This window comes from Flavobacteriales bacterium (genome assembly GCA_016700415.1).
Classification (GTDB): Bacteria; Bacteroidota; Bacteroidia; order Flavobacteriales_F; family PHOS-HE28; genus PHOS-HE28.
Genome location: CP065018.1, coordinates 3,527,976 through 3,548,030, shown reverse-complemented (window position 1 = coordinate 3,548,030; position 20,055 = coordinate 3,527,976). Strand labels below are relative to the sequence as shown.

Annotated in this window: 9 protein-coding genes; 5 read left to right on the top strand and 4 right to left on the bottom strand. The window is 60.4% G+C overall.

Translation table 11 applies throughout. From position 1 onward, the window contains the following. The first annotated feature begins 3 nt into the window (after positions 1-3). From IPP95_14815 to IPP95_14805, 3 genes are read left to right on the top strand one after another with little or no spacing between them, the layout of a single operon-like run. Entirely contained in the window at positions 4-9,381 is a 9,378-nt protein-coding gene (locus IPP95_14815) for a choice-of-anchor L domain-containing protein (GenBank protein ID QQS72422.1), read from the top strand. A gap of 19 nt (positions 9,382-9,400) precedes the next feature. After that, positions 9,401-10,333, top strand: a complete 933-nt coding sequence (locus IPP95_14810) for a type IX secretion system membrane protein PorP/SprF (protein ID QQS72421.1) — start codon at positions 9,401-9,403, stop codon at positions 10,331-10,333. Beyond that, on the top strand, positions 10,333-12,252 hold the full coding sequence (locus IPP95_14805) for an OmpA family protein (GenBank protein QQS72420.1): 1,920 nt from the start codon (positions 10,333-10,335) through the stop codon (positions 12,250-12,252). Before IPP95_14810 ends, IPP95_14805 begins: the two co-directional genes overlap by 1 nt. Before the next feature lie 25 nt (positions 12,253-12,277). Here the strand turns inward: IPP95_14805 and IPP95_14800 are convergent, their stop codons facing one another. After that, entirely contained in the window at positions 12,278-13,816 is a 1,539-nt protein-coding gene (locus IPP95_14800; GenBank protein ID QQS72419.1) for a hypothetical protein, read from the bottom strand. Positions 13,817-13,946: 130 nt separating this feature from the next. Between IPP95_14800 and IPP95_14795 the strand changes: the two genes are divergently transcribed. Further along, positions 13,947-16,334, top strand: coding sequence for a M1 family metallopeptidase (locus tag IPP95_14795; GenBank protein QQS72418.1), 2,388 nt, complete (start codon positions 13,947-13,949; stop codon positions 16,332-16,334). A 177-nt stretch (positions 16,335-16,511) separates the two neighbouring features. Continuing rightward, positions 16,512-16,778 carry a hypothetical protein gene (locus IPP95_14790; protein QQS72417.1) on the top strand — a complete coding sequence of 89 codons (267 nt, stop codon included), beginning with the start codon at positions 16,512-16,514 and terminating at the stop codon, positions 16,776-16,778. Between the two features lie 6 nt (positions 16,779-16,784). On the opposite strand, the gene eno is transcribed toward IPP95_14790, so the two are convergent. The 3 genes from eno to rplQ form a co-directional block, all read right to left on the bottom strand. Continuing rightward, entirely contained in the window at positions 16,785-18,071 is a 1,287-nt protein-coding gene (eno, locus tag IPP95_14785; protein QQS72416.1) for a phosphopyruvate hydratase, read from the bottom strand. A 177-nt stretch (positions 18,072-18,248) separates the two neighbouring features. Beyond that, a complete protein-coding gene (carA, locus tag IPP95_14780; GenBank protein QQS72415.1) occupies positions 18,249-19,406 on the bottom strand; it encodes a glutamine-hydrolyzing carbamoyl-phosphate synthase small subunit in 1,158 nt (385 codons plus the stop codon). A gap of 103 nt (positions 19,407-19,509) precedes the next feature. Beyond that, positions 19,510-20,022, bottom strand: a complete 513-nt coding sequence (rplQ, locus tag IPP95_14775) for a 50S ribosomal protein L17 (protein QQS72414.1) — start codon at positions 20,020-20,022, stop codon at positions 19,510-19,512. Between the last annotated feature and the right edge of the window lie 33 nt (positions 20,023-20,055).

Here is a 20,055-nt window from a genome sequence, read left to right as displayed (position 1 = left end):
CGCATGAACCGTTTCATCACCGCAGTGATCGCTGTCGCTTGTACCAGCTTCGCTCAAGCACAGCTGTCGGTAAGCCCACAAACGGACCTTCAGGAACTTGCCCGGACGATCACCGGTCCCGGGGTCTCCATCTCGAACCCGCAGATCAACTGCAATAGCCAAGGGTATGGCGAATTCCAATACGCGGGATCGCTGCTCGGCATCGATGAAGGGATCCTGCTCACCTCCGGGAAGATCGCCAATGCGGTGGGACCGAACAACGCCGAGAACACCACTTTCGACCAAGGCTACGGCGGGAACAGCATACTGGACATCGTGACCGGCCGGACCACGAAGGATGCCTGCAAATTCGAGTTCGATGTGATCCCGGCAGGCGACAGCCTCCGCTTCGATTTCGTATTCGGTTCCGAGGAGTACAATGAATGGGTGGGCTCACAGTACAATGATGTCTTCGGCTTCTTCATCAGTGGTCCGGGCATTACCGGGGACGCCGGTATCGGCATTGACAAGAATATCGCCCTCATTCCCGGGACCAGCCAGGCCGTGACGATCAACAATGTCAACAACGGTTCGAACGCCAGTTATTTCCATGACAACGCCGGTGGCCAGCACATCCAGTACGATGGCGTCACCACGGGCCTGAGCGCGTTCTCGACCGTGCAACCTTGTGCGACCTATCACTTGAAACTGATCGTGGCGGACGCCTCCGACCGCAAATTCGACTCCGGTGTCTTCATCGCCAAGGTCAAGAGCAATCCGATAACGATGCAATTGGTCACCCAGAGCGGAGCTGACAGTTTGATCGAGGGATGCAACAGTGGTTCCGTACGCTTCATGCGCCAGCAAGCGACGAGCCAACCTTTGACGCTGGAATACTACCTGCAAGGTTCGGCGACCAATGGAACGGACTATGCCGCCATCGGAGCCGTAGATCCCAATACACCGAAGTCGATCACCATCCCTGCGAACCAATCCTATGTTGATCAGCCCATCGACCCCATCGTCGACGGTATACCGGAAGGGCTGGAGACCCTGCTATTCATTCTTGGCAATCCCTACTGCCCGAGTGTTTACGCTGATTCCTTGGAGGTTCCCCTAGTGGATTCCCTGAACGCATCGGTCCAGCCAACGATCAGCACGATCTGCCTGAACGGCCAAGTCCAACTCCTTGCTACCGGCGGCACGCAGTACACCTGGACCCCGGCCAACGGCCTCAGCGCGACCAACATCGCCAACCCCATCGCCCAGCCCAACTCCACCCAACAATATTCGGTGACCGTGCAGGACGGAGGATGCTCGCAGACCTTGCAATGCACGGTGAAGGTGAGCGACATGACGATCACCGCGAACACCACACGGCCTTTGTGCAACGCTGCGAGCAATGGTGCCATCAACATTTCCCTCGGCGGCGGCATCGCACCGTACAGCTTCCAATGGTCCGGCCCGAACAGCTTCTCGGCCACTACCGAGGACATCACGAACATCACCGCAGGGACCTATACCGTCACCGTGACGGATGCGGCCTGCACGAAGACACAGAGTTTCAATGTGGGCCAACCCGCGCCTTTGAGCGTGAGCCTTTCACCGTCGCTGCTGATCTTCGGCCAGAACATCAGCTGCAGCGGTGGGCATGACGGCAGCATCGACGCGACCATCACCGGAGGTACCGGCCCGTACACGGTGAATTGGACCGGCCCCAATGGCTATATCTCCAATTCCGTGGACATCGGCACACTTGGCGCAGGCACGTATTCCATTGCGGTGAGCGATGCGAGCGGATGCACGGCGACGGCCAATACCACGCTTCTGGAAAGCGCGCCGATGAACGCCGCCATCAGTGCAACAAGTGACGTGGCATGCGCGAATGACGCGGACGGTTCCGCCACGGTCGACGTGACGGGCGGCATGCCCAACTACACGTACAGTTGGAGCACGGTGCCCGCGCAGACCGGCGCCACCGCCAGCGGTCTTTCGCCGGGCATATTTACCGTCATCGCCACCGATCAATACGGATGCGTCATCAGCACCGCGGCCACCATCACCGGCCCGACGCAGCAGCTGAACGTACAATTGACCGCGAAGACGGACGTGACCTGCTTCGGCGCGGCCAATGGCAGTGCGACGATCTCCGTGAGCGGCGGGACCGTCGCCTACGGAATATCTTGGAACACGACTCCTGTGCAGACAGGCACGACAGCGGTCGGACTATCCGGCGGCTCCTATACGGCGACGATCACCGATGCCAATAGTTGCGGCACGACACTGCAAGTGACCATTGCTGAACCGGCACAGCCTTTGGCCGTTGCCATCACTGCGCAAACGAACATACTCTGCCACGGCCAAGCCACCGGCAGTGCTACGGTGAGCGCTTCCGGCGGAAGCGGCCCCTATGCCTATTCATGGAACACGACGCCCGCACGGAACGGGGCCTCACAAACAGGTCTGAATGCCGGAAGCTACACGGTCACTGTGACCGATGTCCATGGTTGCACCACTACGCAGAGCGTTGAGATCACCGCACCCGCTGTCGGTTTGTCGGCAAGCATCAATGCCAGCACCGACGTGCTCTGTGCCGGTGGTTCCAACGGGAGTGCGACAGTCGCCGTCACTGGTGGGACCAGCCCCTACAGCTACCTCTGGAACACTACCCCACCGCAAAGCGGAGCATCCGCCACCGGTCTTGCCAGCGGCACATGGCAGGTCAGCATCGTGGATGCGAACCAATGCAGTACATCAGCATCAGTAACGATCGCACAACCCACACCGCTCGTTGCGATCGGCACCATCAGTCCCGCACTCTGCCAAGGCGCTGCCAGCGGCGCAGTGGATGTGAGCACCTCCGGCGGAACCACTCCTTATTCCTGGTCCTGGACCGGACCTGCCAGCTTTACCGCGAACACGGAGGACATCAGTTCCCTGAACGCGGGCGGTTACACCTTGACCGTGACCGATGGCAACGGATGCAGCATCACCCGCAGCTTCGACGTGAACCAGCCGGGCCTCTTCACCGTGAGCGCAATACCATCCGTTCACGGGAATGCGAACGTGAGCTGCCCGAACAGTACGGACGGTGCGATCGACCTGACGGTAAGCGGTGCCGTACCTCCCTACTCCTTTGTCTGGTCCGGGCCGGGCAGCTTCAACGTAGCTTCTGAGGATATCGCGGGCCTGCAGGCGGGAACGTACTCCGTTTCCATCACCGATGATAACGGCTGCAGCACCGACCTTGATGTGACGCTGCTGGCTCCTCCGCCCATCGCTGTGCAGACCACGCTGAGCAACTTCGGTGGAACCTCTATTTCGTGCAACGGCGGCAGCAACGGCAGCATCACCGCGCAGATCTCCGGAGGGAACGCACCCTATACGACGGCATGGACCGGGCCTTCCGGTTTCAGTTCCGCCCAGACCGATCTCACGGGATTGAGCGCCGGCACCTACCAGCTGGCCATCACGGACGCGAACGGTTGCATGACCGACCAAGTCGCTGAGATCACCCAGCCCTTCGCCTTGACCGCGACCAATGGCGGCACCTCGCCTGCAAGCTGTTTCGGCAGCGCCACCGGGCAGGCCACCGTGCACGTCACCGGCGGTCGTTCACCATACTCCTATACTTGGAACACCAACCCCGCACAGCATGCGGCCACGTCGACCGGCCTGAGCGCGGGCAGCTATACCGTGTCCGTGACCGACGCCAATGGTTGCACCACCACCGCTACCATGACCGTGGGCGGGCCTATTGCAGCGTTGGCCATCCTTCCGCCGAGCATCACCAACGTTCTGTGCCATGGCAGCAACACCGGTGCGGCCACGGCCCAGGCAACGGGAGGAACGGCACCATACACCTACACGTGGAACACCAGCCCGCAGACCAACGGCCCCACTGCGACCGGATTGGTCGCCGGCACCTTCATCGTGACCGTGACGGATGCCGCGGGATGCACCACTTCGCGGAACGTGATCATCACGCAGCCCCAACAGCCTCTTGCGGCAACCGTGGCGAACCGGCACTACGTCACCTGCTTCGGCGATAACGACGGATCCATCTCCATTGTGGTGACCGGGGGCAGCGGCAACTACAACATCACGTGGAACACCAGCCCGGTGCAGACCGGCTCCACGGCGACGGGCCTGGCGACAGGCAACTATGTGGCCACCATTGCCGATGCGAACGGATGCACGCAGACGCTGGCATTCCCGGTCTCCATCGATGGACCTGCGGCACCGCTGGCCTTGACGTACGTGCCCTTCACATTTCCCGGTGGAGCGCATGTCAGTTGCCCGGGGAACAGCGATGGGAGCATTGACGTCACCGTGACGGGCGGTACCCCGAATTACGCCTATTCGTGGCAGGATGGCATGGGCGGCACCTTCAATATGCAGGATCCCACGGGTCTTTCCGCAGGTACCTACCAGCTTATCATCGGGGATGGGCATGGTTGCCAGGTCGACACGACGATCACCTTGGTAGCACCGCCCCTGATCACCGCGACCGCCAACGTTCACTCCGCTATTTGCCACGGTGCCAGCGATGGTTCGATCGACATGACCGCAGCAGGCGGTGTTGCACCCTACTCCTATCAATGGAGCGGTCCGGGCAGTTTCACGGCCGGTACGCAGGACCTGAACATGATCGGTGCAGGCGTCTACATGGTGGTCATCACCGATGCCAACGGATGCTCGATCGATCAACCCTTCGATGTGACCGAGCCCGGCACCTTCAGCTTCAATGCAACGCTCAGCCCCGTCGCTTGCAACAACTCCACGGACGGTTCGATCCAGCTCACCGCTTCCGGCGGAACGGCACCTTACCAGTACGACTGGAGCGGACCCAACGGCTACAATGCGACCACAGCGAACATCAATGGTCTCGCGGCAGGCACATACAACCTCATCCTCACTGATGACAATGGTTGCTCCGCACTATCCAGCCAGACCCTCACGGCTCCCTCGTCACTGAGCGTTTACACATTCTCCAACAAGGACCACAGCGGCTACGACATCAGCTGTAACGGTTCCTCGGACGGTGTGATCAACACCACCTACAGCGGAGGAACGCCTCCGTATTCCTTCGCATGGACCGGACCCGGCGGCTTTACCGCCAGCACTGCGGATATCACCGGGCTTGCGGCAGGCACATATACACTGACCTTGACGGATGACAATGGCTGCTCGGTGGTCGCCATCACGACATTGGTCGCTCCTCCCGTGCTTTCAGCCACTGCGGTGGCAGGCAGCTTTGCCGGCGGTAGCGGCACTAGCTGTAATGGGATTGTGGACGGATCGATCGTTCTCACACCAGCGGGTGGGACGCCTCCATACGCGGTGACCTGGAGCGGCCCAAGCGGATTCACTTCGAGCGCCTGGCAGATCACCGGCCTGGCGGCAGGGAGCTATACCGCGACCGTGTCCGATGCGAACGGTTGCTCAACTACGGCATCCGCAACATTGACCGCACCGCTACCCTTGGAGCTCACCAGCACAAGCACCGACATCATGTGCAATGGTGGCAACACCGGTTCCGCGGACCTTTCCGTTTCCGGAGGCAGCGGCATCTACAGCTATCAATGGAGCGGCCCGAACGTGTTCACTGCCAGCACGCAGGACATCTCCAACTTGATCGCCGGTACTTATACCGTGACCGTAGTGGACGCCAACGGATGCACAGCCAGTACTTCCGTGACCATTGTCCAGCCCACCGCGATCCAGGCCACGGCGATCATCACCACTGCGGCATGCCAAGGCGCCAACACGGGTGCGGTCGACCTAACGATGACCGGGGGGACAGGCGGATACTCCTACCTCTGGACGGGCTTCCCCGCATTCTCCGCCACCACCGAGGACATCGGACCGCTATTCGCTGGCGTATACTCACTGACAGTGACGGATGACAATGGGTGCACATATAACACTAGCTACAATGTCGGCGAGCCTGGCCTGTTCGACATCACGGCCGAACTGAGCAGCGTCGGTGGCGGCTACAATGTGAGCTGCGCGGATGCTAGCGATGGCAGCATCGATGCCAACGTGAGCGGCGGCACCGGCCCCTTGAACTATTTCTGGACCGGCCCTAACGGCTTCACTTCGATCAACCTCGACCTCACCGGCCTTCCATCTGGCCAGTACAGTCTCACCGTGCATGACGTGAACGGCTGCAACGGAACGGCAAGCTTCACCCTCACTGCGCCATCGCCGATCATCATCGGATTGATCACCACGGCACAGCCCGCATGCAACGGCGGCAATGACGGTAGTATCGAAGCGTCCATTCTCGGAGGGACCGCTCCCTATTCCTCCTCGTGGACCGGCCCTAACGGATCGCTCGGGATCTCGCAGAACCTCACCGGCGTGGGTGCGGGAACGTATGTGATCACCGTGACCGACGCCTTGGGATGCTCCGCGACCGGAAGCATCACGCTGACCAGTCCGGCAGGTATCGATGCCATCGCCACCGCGCATGAATACGCCAACGGAGCCAACCTGAGCTGCACATACTCCAGCGATGGCAGCATCGATCTGGACATCACCGGTGGTGCAGCTCCTTACCAGGTCACATGGAACGGACCCACCGGCTATCATTTTTCCGGCGAGGACATCAACGGTTTGGTGCCGGGCACGTACACCGCAACGATCACAGATGCCAACGGCTGCAACGCCGTGGCCCAAGTGAACCTTGTCGCACCGGCGCCGCTTGACCTGGCGATCACAACTTCGTCCTATAGCAGTGGCAACGCCATCTCCTGCTCGGGTGCCGCGGACGGCAGCATCACGCTGATCACCACCGGCGGAAACCCGGGCTACACCACATCCTGGACCGGCCCGAACGGATTTACATCCCAACAGACCGTGCTTCACGACCTGGGTCCCGGCAGTTATAGCGTGGTCATCTACGATGCATCTGGCTGCACGGCCAATGCGGATGTGAACCTGATCGCACCGCCCCCCATCACCACCTCCGCAGTGCTTTCCGACCATGGTGGTTTCGAGGTGGGTTGTGGCGGGACCGACGGTTCCATCGACCTCACCGCTGCCGGCGGCCTCGCGCCCTACCAGTTCAGCTGGACAGGCCCCAACGGCTTTGCTGCATCCGACGAAGACTTGATGAACATCACCGCAGGCAGCTATACCGTGGCGATCACCGATGCGAACGGATGCAGCACCAGCCGCAGCTTCACGCTGAACGCGCCGGAGAACCTCACCACGGCACTCACGGTGACGAGCAATGAATGCGACCTGAGTGCGAACGGCACCATCGCCCTGACCGTGAGCGGTGGCGTGGGACCATTCGATATCTCTTGGACCGGGCCTAACGGGTTCACCTCCATCGATGAGAATATCACAGGGCTCGCGAGCGGTGACTATGCCGTTACCGTTACCAGTGCCATGGGATGCATCGCAACGGCCAATGCCGCAGTGATCGCGGCCGCACCCATGACGGTCGGGCTCTATGCCTCGAACTACGGTAGCGTGAACATCCCCTGCCACGGCGACAGCAGTGGCACCATCGAGCTGGCCGTGAGCGGCGGGTTCGCACCATTGAACATCGCTTGGACAGGACCGAATGGATTCATCGCGGACACCCCCGACATCAATGGATTGATGGCCGGCACCTATGCCGTCACAATCACCGATGACCACGGCTGCATGCGCGACACGTCCATCACCTTGATCGAACCGGACAGCGCTCTCACCACGGTGCTTGCCGCCACCGATGTCGCTTGCAACGGATCACTTACCGGAAGCATCAACGCCACCGTCACCGGAGGTGCGGCCCCTTACACCTTCGATTGGCGCGGCCCGGACAGCACGCAGTTCAGCACCGAGGACCTTTCGAACATCGGCGCGGGCGATTACGAGCTGGTGGTGACCGATGCGAATCAGTGCGTACGCTCCCTGTCCATCACCGTTTCCCAGCCGGACAGCGCCTTGGGCGTGGACTTCAGCGTGGTGGACCACAACGGCTACAACACCACTTGCTCGGATGCCAGCGACGGCGCGATCAACCTCACAGCTATCGGAGGAAGTCCCGAATACACCTACAACTGGGCGGGACCGGACGGCTTCACGTCGGTGGAGGACAGCCTCTCCGATCTGGCTGCGGGCACCTACGTCCTCTCCGCCACGGATGCGAACGGATGCACCATCGAGCAGAGTATCACGATCGTGCCAGCGCTGCCCATCACCGTTGAACTCTCCGCTGCCACATTCGCATCCGGCACCAACATCAGCTGCTTCGGCATGAACGATGGGATGATCAGTGCGATGGCCTCCGGTGGCGTTAACCCGGCATCGCCGCAATGGAGCGGCCCGAACGGCTTTACCGCTTCCACGATGAACATTGATTCACTGGTGGCAGGCACTTATTGCCTTACCGTCACCGATGACAACGGATGTTCCGCACAGAACTGCGTGACCCTTTCCGCCCCCGACGCCTTGGTCGCTGCGGCCACCACCAGCGCAGCACCTTGCGGCCTTTCAACCGGTGCGGTGGATGCGACCATTACCGGTGGAAGCCCCGCGTACAGCACCGTCTGGAACGCCGGCGAACAAAGCGAGGACCTGGCGAACGTGATCGCCGGAACGTACACGCTCACCGTGACCGATGCCAACGGTTGCATCTCCAGCACAACCGCTACCGTGGCCGGCACGCCCGGTGTGGAAGCCAGTGCGGGAGTTACAGGCCCGCTGTGCCACGCATCAACGGACGGTGCGATCGATCTTACCATCACCTCCGGCCTTGCTCCTTTCACCTATGCCTGGGACAACGGCGCTGCGGACGAGGACCGCTCCGGTCTGGCCGGTGGGGAATATGGGATCTCCATCACCGACGGGAACGGATGCACATGGGATTCGCTGATCACCGTTCAGGCTCCTGAGGTCATCACCGCGGATACCATCCTCTCCCACTTCGTGAACGGCCACAACATCGGCTCATGGAATGGTGCCGACGGTTCCATCAGCGTGGACGTGACCGGAGGTACGCCGCCCTACACCTACGCTTGGGACGACGGCGCTTCAATGGCATCGCGGTACGGCCTTTCAGCCGGCACGTACGAGGTCACGATCACCGATAGCAACGGTTGCTCGATCCAGCTCACCATCATCCTCACCCAGCCGGACGATCTGGAAATGCCCACGGGCTTCACGCCCAATGGCGACGGGAACAACGACACCTTCGTGGTCCGTGGCATCGAGGCCTATCCGGGCAATCAACTGATCGTCTACAACCGCTGGGGCAACGTGGTCTTCGACCAACCGCACTACACCAACGAATGGCGCGGTGAAAACCAGCAGGGACAGGACCTGCCGGACGGCACCTACTTCGTCGTCCTCCGCCTGAACGCCGAAATCACCCTGCAGAACTATGTGGACCTCCGACGGTAAGCCAACCATGAGAACGACCATGCAACGCATCCGCCTCGTACTGCCCGTGGCGCTGTTGGCACTCACTGCCAACGTGGCCTCCGCGCAACAGGAACTGATGATCAGCCAGTACATGTTCAACGGGCTCTTCCTCAACCCTGCGTACGCTGGTAGTCACCCTTACGCCAGTGCCACCGTCCTCCACCGCAGCCAATGGGTGGGCATGGAAGGCGCACCACGCACCAACCTGCTTGGTATCGACGGCCCGCTGATGGGCAACAAGATGGGATTGGGCTTCACTTTCAGCCATGATATGATCGGCGTGAGCCGCGACATGGAGATGGCCGCGAACTATGCCTACCGCATCCGCACCGGAACGAACGGGCATCTGGCCTTCGGGCTCAAAGCGGGCCTATCCTTCTATACCGCCAACCTCAGCGACCTCGTCTACTGGGACACGCAGGACGCGCTGTACCAGAACAACATCAGCAACGCCACCGTGGGCAAGTTCGGCTTCGGCCTCTACTGGAACAACGAGCGGTCCTTTGTCGGCATCTCCGTGCCCACGATCTACGCGGCGGACGGCAAGGTGACATCAGAGCTTCCCAATTCGCCCGAACACTATTTCACCCAGCACTACTACCTGAACGCCGGGCATGTCTTCGAGCTGAACGACAACTTCGACCTCAAGCCGAGCGTGCTGATCAAATACCAGCAACAAGCACCTCCCGAGGTGGACCTCAACCTGAACGTCCTCTTTAAGGACCGCTTCTGGTTAGGCGCCGGGTACCGCACCGGCGATGCCGTGGTGGGCATGGTGGAGTTCCAGATCAACCGCATGTTCCGCGCCGGATATGCTTACGATATGAACACGTCGAAGCTGCGGCATTACAACGGCGGCTCGCATGAGGTGATGCTCGGCATCGATCTGGGCAAGGAGCCGATCATGATCAAAAATCCCCGCTACTTCTGATGCGCGCAACCAAACACATTGCCCTCCTTGCTGCCGCTGCATCCCTGTTGCTCGCATCCTGCGCGAACTACCATGTGCGCAAAGGCGAACAAGCCGTGGGGCTCATGGCCTATGCCAAGGCCGAGAAGCATTTCGATAAGGCGCTGGCCCATCAACAAGGGCGCGACCTGCTGCTGCTCACCGCCGAAGCCGAGGCCAAACAGAACAAGGTGGTACAGGCCGCCGAGCACTTTGCAGCCGCGGAAAAGATCGCCCCGCTGACAGGCTCCGATGCTTTTCAATATGGCCGAATGATGATGGCATTGGGCGAATACGAAAAGGCGGAACCCATGCTCCTCCGGGCCTTGCAGGATGATCCTGAACGCCAGGACGCAGCGGACCTGATCGGCGCGTGCCAAGGTTATCGTTCGTTCTATTCCGATAGCTCCCGCTATACCGTGACGCCATTGCAGTTCGCGGGAATGGCCACGGCCTATTCCGCCACACCTTCTGTAGGCGGGCTGATCTTCGCGGCCCAACGGCAGGCTTCGGCCGGAAGGAAAGATCCCTGGACCGGGCTCTCCTTCACCGATCTCTATCAAGTAGCGGTAGGGGCTGACGGTGCTACGAGTATCCCTTCGCCGCTGAAAGGAGCGGTGAACGGCCCTTATCATGAGGGCTCTGCCGCACTGAGCGCCGATGGCAAGACCCTCTATTTCACCCGCAGCAATTACTACGGGAACAAGCTGCTGAAGGACAATGACAATGTGAGCAACCTGAAGATGTTCCGTGCCACCAAGGAAGAAAACGGCGGATGGGGCAACATCCGTGAGTTCGGGTACAACAGCGCAGGTTATTCCGTGGGCCTGCCCGCCCTGAGCACGGACGGGAATACACTGTACTTTACCAGTGACATGCCGGGTGGGCTCGGAGGCAAGGATCTGTGGTACAGCACTGACATCGGCACCGGCTGGGGTGCGCCCGTGAACATGGGCCCCACCATCAATACCTCCGGCGATGAAATGTTCCCCACCGTGGTGGGCGATGCCCTCTATTTTTCCAGCACCGGCCATACGAACATGGGCGGGCTGGATATTTTCGAAACGCACAAGGAAGGTGAGTTCTGGAGCGAACCCAAGAACATGGGTTACCCCGTGAACACCACCCGGGATGACTTCGGCCTTTGGCTTGACAGCACCGGCACCAAGGGATATCTCAGCAGCGCACGCTCCGGGTCCGACCAGATCTACGCGCTCAATGTCCACCCGCTCCTGTTCGCCGTGGAAGGGACCATCACCAATGTCAAGACCGGCAAGCCCTTGCCCGGATCTTTGGTCACGCTTCGCAACCTCATCACAAAATTGGACACGCAGGTCACCGCGGATGCGAGCGGGCAATTCCATTTCGACGTGAGGCCGAACACGGCCTATTCCGTTTCGGCCACCAACGTGGACATGCTCGCGCAAAGCACGCCGGCGAGCACAGCGGGTCTGGGCCTCAGCACGACCCTGCGTGCGGATCTGCAGTTGGAACCGTTGGAACTGAACAAACCGATCGCTGTGCCGAACATCTATTACGATTACGACAAGTGGGACATCCGCCCGGATGCGGCGATGGAACTGAACAAGCTGGCAAAGATCTTCATGGACAACCCCGGCCTCACCTTCGAGCTCAGCTCACACACCGACAGCCGCGGCGGTGACACCTACAATCTCGTGCTCAGTGATGCAAGGGCCCGAAGCGCCGTTGACTACTTGGAGCGCCAAGGCGTGCCACCGGACCGGTTGATCGCAATGGGCTACGGTGAGACCATGCCCGTGAACGGCTGCGTGAACGGCGTGAAATGCACGGAGGAGGAACATCAGGCCAACCGGCGCACGGAGTTCAAGGTCATCTCCCGGGATGCCGTCGGCCAAAGCGGCACGACGGTCCATCCGTGATCGGGGGCAATAGCTGGAGGCTCGGTCACTTATGGCAGACCGAGCCGCTCTTCACGACCTCCTCAAAAGGAATGCCCTCCACTTTAGATCCCACCCAAGCGCAGATGTTGAAGTACTTCAGCACGGTGCTCTCATTGGGGTCTTCCATCAGCTCGTTCAAGCGGTCCCGCAAGGAGATGAAGAGGGTCCGTTTGGCCTCCGATGACGAGGTGCGGGCCAGCTTCTTGATGTGATCTATGAGCGCTGCCTCCACGCCGTAGGCCCGATGGCGCTTACTGAGAAAGCGCTGGGTGCTGCGCACCATGTATTCCAACAGCTCGAAATTGCCAAGTTCATAGTGTACCACCAGGTTGAACAACCGTGCGTAGGTGAAGATGTCCTGGCGCAAGGCGGGTTCCGGGTCGTTGAGCACTTTATTCAGCCAATGCAGTGAGCGGCTCATGTTGCCCGCGCCGAAATTCACGGTGGACAGCATGAAATAGAACTCCAGCTCGTATTCCTTCGGCAACTTCGCTCCCAAACGGGCCATCCCCTGCACCACCGGCTCCTCCAGCTTCAAGGCTTTTGCGAATTCCCCGGCCCGGTCATGGAAACGCAGCTCGCTCAAGTAGCCGTTGCTGAACACCAGCAGCTTGATATCGATATCCCCGAAGCCCGGCTTTGAAGGCAGGTCACGGAGATGTGCGATGTGCTCCTTGACATGCGCATGGTCCCCGAGCTCGATCTCGCATTGGATCAAGTAATAGAGCGTGCGCATGTACCGTTTCGGAAGGTCCTTCCGCAATAGCGGGTGACCGTCCAAGATCTCCTTGACACGTGAGAATTTCGCATAGCTCGCCGCCCAGTCACGCTTGGCCCAGAAGCAGAAACCTTGGGTATAGTGGCAGATCGTGCTCGCCCGATTACTGAGCGCCGTGTTTTTCCCCTTGATGAGGGGATGGTCACTGATCTCCTCCACGATGGCGTGCTCCTCATCCGTGCGCACATAACCGCCGCTTCGGAACACGTAGTTCACCTTGGCGTAGAGCACGTTGTACACCGCCAGGTTCTGGAGCTTCAACAACACCTTGCCCTCCTCCTTGATCAAGGCGTCCAGGTCGCTGGTGAAGTTGCCGCTCTGGTAGGCTTCCTCGATCAGCATCTTTTCCCAGCTCAACAGCTCGAACCAGTAGTAGAACCGCTCATGGTCGGCGGCCACCTTCTTCGCCCGGTGCAGGATCTTCGTGGCCTCGGCGTAGAGCGCCTTTGAAAAGAGGATCTCGATGTTGTTGATGTGCTGCTTCAGCACACCGGTCACGCTGGATTCCGCATGGTACGCCCGCAGCGCCTTCAGCACCAGCTTGTACAGGTGGTTCTTCTCCGAGGGGAAGTGCCGGATGAAGGTCTCCTTCGCGAACTGTTTCTTGATCGCCTCCTCATCGTACGCCTTCTGTTTGTCGACCGCATCGAAGATCCGCAGGTAGTTCTTCTCCCCGCTCTGTAGCGCCGAATGCAGCTTGAAAAACCGCTTCTCGGACTTGGTGAGCGACTGGATAAGGTCGAAAAGTTCGTTGCTGGGCTTCATGGTGGAAAAACAAGACACGTTGTCGTTACGGAGGCGGACCGACAAGCCCAAAGATAGCGTGGTCCACGATCACGGCACGGCCCCCTGCCGGATATGCCAGAAGCTGGGCCCGTGCGGTACATTCGCCCTCATGGACTTTTACCGCCCGCTCCCTATCGTCGTCCTGCTCGCGCTCCAGTGCACTCCCGCCTCTGCACAGGACAGCACGGTGGGCAGTGCCTCCCGTAGCGACAGCATCGAAATCCTGCACACCCGGATCGAACTGGACCTCACCCAAACGTCCAGCGGCATCATTCGCGGCGATGCCGTCATCACCTTCACGCCGCGTGTGCCCGGTATAACAACACTTCCCCTGGACTTACTGCTGCAAGTGGACTCGGTGATGATGAACGGAACGCCGTTGACCTTCACCCATCCCGGCGAGGTGCTTCTGGTGGACCTTCAAAATCCCCATGGCCCGGAGGACACATTGACCCTGACCGTAAGCTACCAAGGCAACCCCGTGACCGACGCTAGCGGCTTCGGCGGCTTTTACACGCTGAGCAACTACCAATACGATCTCGGTGTGGCCTTCGATGCCGTGCCCCATTCCTACGGGCGTGCCTGGTTCCCCTGTTTCGACAATTTCGTTGAGCGCTGTTCATTCGACTTCGTCGTGCATACCAATGAGAACCGCTCCGTATTCGCCAACGGCGCGCTGGTGGAAATGACGGACCTCGGAGGCGGCGAACGCATCAGCCACTGGCGGATCGAGGAGCCGATCCCCTCCTACTTAGCCTCGGTGGCCGCTGGCAATTACACTGCGCTGCTCGATACCTTTCCCAGCGTATCCGGCGCGGACATCCCCGTGGTCCTGGCCGCGCTTCCGGGCGATACCGCGCAAGTTAGGGGCTCCTTCGCCCATTTGAAGAACGCCTTCGACACCTACGAACGATGGTTTGGTCCCTACCGCTGGAACCGCGTCGGATATGTGCTCACCAGCGCCGGTGCGATGGAGCACGCCACCAACATCTGCTACCCGGATTTTGCCGCCGACGGCACGCTCGGAAACGAGGACCTCATCGCGCATGAGCTCTCACACCACTGGTTCGGAAACCTCATCACCTGTGCGCGACCGCAGGAGATGTACATGAACGAGGGCCTCGCCGACTTCTGCGCCAAGCTCTTCATCGAAGATCTCTACGGCGAAGAAGCCTACAAGTCGCTCGTACGCAGCAACCACTATACCGTGGTGGCCACGGCGCACCTGCGCGACGGCGGCTGGTACGCGCTGGCCGATGTTCCGCAGAACATGACCTACGGCGAGACCAGCTACAAGAAGGGTTCGGACATCGCGCGTACGCTCCGCACCACCTTGGGTGATAGCCTGTTCAGCGCCGGGATGAAACAAGTGTTCAGCCGGAACGCCTATACCTCCATGAGCAGCGCCGCATTGCGCGACAGCCTTGGCGCGGCCACGGGCACGGACCTCACCGATTTTTTCAACGCTTGGATCTTCCAGCCCGGCGGCGCGGCCTTCATGGTGGATTCCTTTTCCGTGGTGCAGAACGGAAGCCTGTTCGACACGCAGGTCCACATCCGGCAGAAGACCCGAGGTGGTGCGAACTTCTTCCTCCATGTGCCGGTGACATTGACATGCATCGGTGCCGCCGGTGAAACGCATCAGGAACTAGTGGACCTTGACGGGGAATACTCCACGGTCACGGTGCCTTGCCCCTTCCCACCGGTGGCCGTGCGCCTGAACGATGACGAACGCTTGGCACTCTCCACCACCGTGGACACGGCCACCATCTCCACCTCCGGACAGAGGAACCTCCCCAAAGCCGACGTGCGCGTGATCATCCCCGACACGCCGCCAATTACCCATATCCGCGTGGAGGAATTCTGGGTACCGGCCGACGAGGACCTCACCGGTAATGGTGCGTTCTTCGTCTCACCGGACCGTTGGTGGCGCGTAGAGACCGACATTCAACCGGGAACGGCCATGTCCCTCCGCTTCACCTTGGACGGACGTCCGGGGTTCCCGACCGCCTATGACCTGGGCCTCGTGTCGCTCGCAGGTGGCCTTCCATTCAACGAGGACAGCTTGGTGATCCTCTACCGGCCAAACGCTGGTACATCGTGGACCGCGAGGCCCACCACGATCACCCATATCGGAAGCACCACCGACAGCAATGCACGGCTCGAAATATCCGGCCTTGCCGCAGGGGATTACACCTTCGGATGGCGGTCGCTCCCTACCAGCGTGCCCAGCGTCGCCGATCCCGTAAAGGAATGGCGCTACTTTCCCGATCCCGCCACCGACCAAGTGACTGTGACCGCACCACCGAATACAAGCTTGGATGGCGCGGTGCTGCTGATCCGCGACCTGAACGGGCGGATCATTGCCAGCCATCCGCTGCGCTCCCAGTCAACGCGCGTGGACGTCTCCAAGCTGGTTCCGCAGACCGTCCTCCTCTCGGTCCGTTCCGGGAAGGGCGCATCCGTCAACCTCGGCCCGTTGCACATCACACACTGAACCCGCTCCTGTTGTGAATCCCTTTTCCGATACTGCGGCATCCTCACTGTTCTCTTCTTCGGGATCCGCTTCGCGCAATGCCACCTCTTCCTCTCCCTGCGTGGCGGCCCGCAGGGCCACCCGATCAACAAGAGTTGAAGCTGGTTTTCCATCGGGCCCAAGCTCAACCTCGCCGCGATGAACGGCATGAGGAATTTGGTGGATATAACTACGGAACCGGAGCGCCCCCTTCGGCGGCCACGTGGACTTCCCGTAACGCTGCTTGCGCAACCGGGCCTGCCGCATCAGGCCTTCTGGACCTTCGACAACGGCTTCGACGACAACAGCAAGCGCGAGATGGAAGCCCACGACAGCAGCCGTACTGCTGATGAAAAGCGCCTGCTCCACGCCAAGAATGCGCAGTTGCACGTGCTATTGGACAGGTATATCGAGTTCGATCCGTAAGCGTCCTCAGCCCACGTACTTCAAGCTCTTCCCCGGATAGCGCGCGCTCTTGCTTAACTGTTCCTCGATGCGCAGCAACTGGTTGTACTTCGCGATCCTGTCGCTGCGTGATGCGCTGCCGGTCTTGATCATGCCGCAGTTGGTGGCCACGGCAAGGTCCGCGATGGTATTGTCCTCGGTCTCGCCGCTGCGGTGGCTCATCACGGCGGTGTATCCCGCACGTTGCGCCATTTCCACGGCCTCTAAGGTTTCCGTGAGCGTGCCGATCTGGTTCACCTTCACCAAAATGCTGTTGGCGATCCCGTCCTTGATCCCCTTGGCCAGCCGCTTGGTGTTGGTGACGAAGTTGTCATCGCCCACGAGCTGGATCTTGTGGCCCAACGCCTTCGTGAGCTTCTTCCAGCCGGCATCGTCATCCTCCGCCATGCCGTCCTCGATGCTCATGATCGGGTAGCGCGTGCTCCAATCCTTCCACATCGCGATCATGTCATCGGCGGTGAGGCTGTCGCCGGTACTTTCCAGCACGTAGCGCTGCTTTTTGGCGTCGTAGAACTCAGTGCTGGCGGCATCGATGGCGATCATGATGTCGTCGCCGGGCTTGTATCCGGCCTTCTCGATGGCCTGCACTACGAGCTTCAAGGCGTCCTCGTTGCTCTTGAGGTCCGGCGCGAAGCCGCCCTCATCGCCCACGTTGGTGCTGAGCTTCTTGGCCTTCAGCACGCCTTTGAGCGCATGGAAGATCTCGGCGCCCATGCGCAGGCCTTCCGCGAAAGTGCTCGCGCCCACGGGCATCACCATGAACTCCTGCACGTCCACCTTGTTGTCTCCGTGCGCGCCGCCGTTGAGGATGTTCATCATCGGCACGGGAAGCGTGCAGGCATTGGTGCCGCCCACGTAGCGATAGAGCGGCAGACCGGCCTCGCTGGCGGCCACCTTGGCCACCGCGAGCGAAACACCGAGGATGGCGTTGGCCCCGAGGTTGGCTTTGTTCGGCGTACCGTCCAGGCTGATCATCACCCGGTCGATCAAGGCCTGATCACCCACGTATGCGCCGAGAAGCTCATCGTTCAATGCGCCGTTCACGTTGGCCACGGCCTTCAATACGCCTTTGCCGCCATAACGCTTCTTGTCGCCGTCGCGCAGTTCCACGGCCTCATGCGCGCCGGTACTGGCACCGCTGGGCACGGAGGCACGGCCGATGTGGCCACTGTCAGTATACACGTCCACCTCGATGGTGGGATTGCCGCGGGAATCAAGGATCTCACGGGCTTGGATCTTTGCGATGACGCTCATGATGGAGAAATTGGTTTGATGAAGCCTGAATGGAACGCAGATGACGCTGAAAAAGTGGATTTTCGCAATTAGAAGAATGGTAAACGGTTGCTAGTGCTTTGTGCGGCCATGCCTGACAACCGACAACTAACAACGGACAACCGATCCATGAACGAAAGGCGTTCAACGGCACCGCCCTCAAGCGTGTTGCACATTGACTTTTGTTTGCTCGTGCTTTCGGCTTATCAGGCCCACGAAGTCATCGAAGAGGTACTGTGAATCCAACGGCCCGGGGCCAGCTTCCGGGTGATGTTGCACGCTGAATACCGGCTTGCCTTTCAGCCTTGTGCCAGCCACGCTGCCGTCGTTGAGATGGAGGTGCGTGACGTCCATGTCCGGATGCTTTTCCGCCTGCTCACGGTCCACAACGAAACCGTGGTTCTGCGAGGTCACCTCGTCCTTGCCGGTGATGATGTTGCGCACGGGGTGGTTGATGCCTCGATGGCCGTGGTGCATCTTCAGCGTACCGACGCCGTGGCATTCCGCCAGCAGCTGGTGGCCGAGACAGATGCCGAAGACCGGCAGGCCGGTTGCCACCACATCCTTGACAAGCTCGACCGCGTCCGGCATCGCCCCCGGATCGCCCGGCCCGTTGCTGAGCAAGAAACCGTCCGGCTTCCAGTCCATCATTTCCATCACGGGCGTGTGCATCGGGAAGACCCGCACCAAGCAATCGCGCTCCACTAACCAACGTATACTGTTCAGTTTGATCCCGAAATCCACCAAGGCCACGCGGTTCGGGGCATCGGCGGCACCTGCGTCGTATGCGGCGGGTGTCGATACGGTACTCGACAGTTCCAGGCCGGCCATGTCCGGTGCTTCTGCCAAACGATTCTGAAGGGCCGCATCATCCAGCCCGGTGCTGTCGATCACCGCATTCTGCGCACCGTGGTCGCGGATGTGGCGCACGAGCATCCGCGTATCGATGTCGCTGATGCCGGCAACACCGGCTTTGATCAGGAATTCCTCCAAGGACCCCGTGCCGCCCGGTCGGCTCCATACCTCGCTGAACTTCTTCACCACAAGCCCGGCGATACTGACCTTCGGGCCTTCCGACTCCCCTTCCAAGGTGTTGGGAAGCCCCACCTTCACACCATAGTTCCCGATGTGAGGCGAGGCCATCACCATCACTTGGCCGGTGTAGCTAGGGTCGGTGAAGATCTCCTGATAGCCGGTCATTCCGGTGTTGAAGCAGATCTCGCCGACAGAAGTTCCGCGGGCACCGATGGCGCGCCCTTCGAACCGCATGCCGTCCTCGAGCAGGAGAACGGCCTTGGGGCGTTGGCTTACTAACATCCGTTGTTCGTCTTGGTCCTTTTTCCGGGTGCAAAGCTACCGGTCCTAAAAAAGAACGGGGCGCTTTTCAGCGCCCCGTTCCCGATAGTTTTACACGTGATGTTCATTCCGCCTTCGGCTCCTCAGCTGCCGGAGCTTCACCTTTTGGCTCCTCCTTGGCATCTGTTTTTTCCACTGCGGGCTTGGCCGCAGCGGGCTTGCGGCTGCGACGGGTGCGCTTCACTTCAGCGCCTGCCTTCTCCTTGGCGGAGTACAGGGTGTTGAAATCCACGATCTCGATCATCGCCAGCTCGGCTGCATCCCCCAAGCGGTTGCCCAGCTTGATGATCCGGGTGTATCCGCCCGGACGGTCGGCGATCTTCGGTGCCACGTCGCGGAACAAGGCGGCGGTGGCCTCCTTGCTGCGCAGGTAGCTGAACACCGTGCGTCGGCTGTGCGTGCTGTCATCCTTGCTCTTGGTGATCAAGGGCTCCACGTATATCCGCAGAGCCTTGGCCTTGGCCAGGGTGGTCTCGATGCGCTTGTGCTCGATCAGCGAGCATGCCATGTTGCTGAGCATGCTGTCGCGATGGGCCTTCTTCCGCCCCAGAGCGTTATTCTTGTTTCCGTGTCTCATTTTCTTTTCTCGGTTGGGGCGCGAGATCTCGCG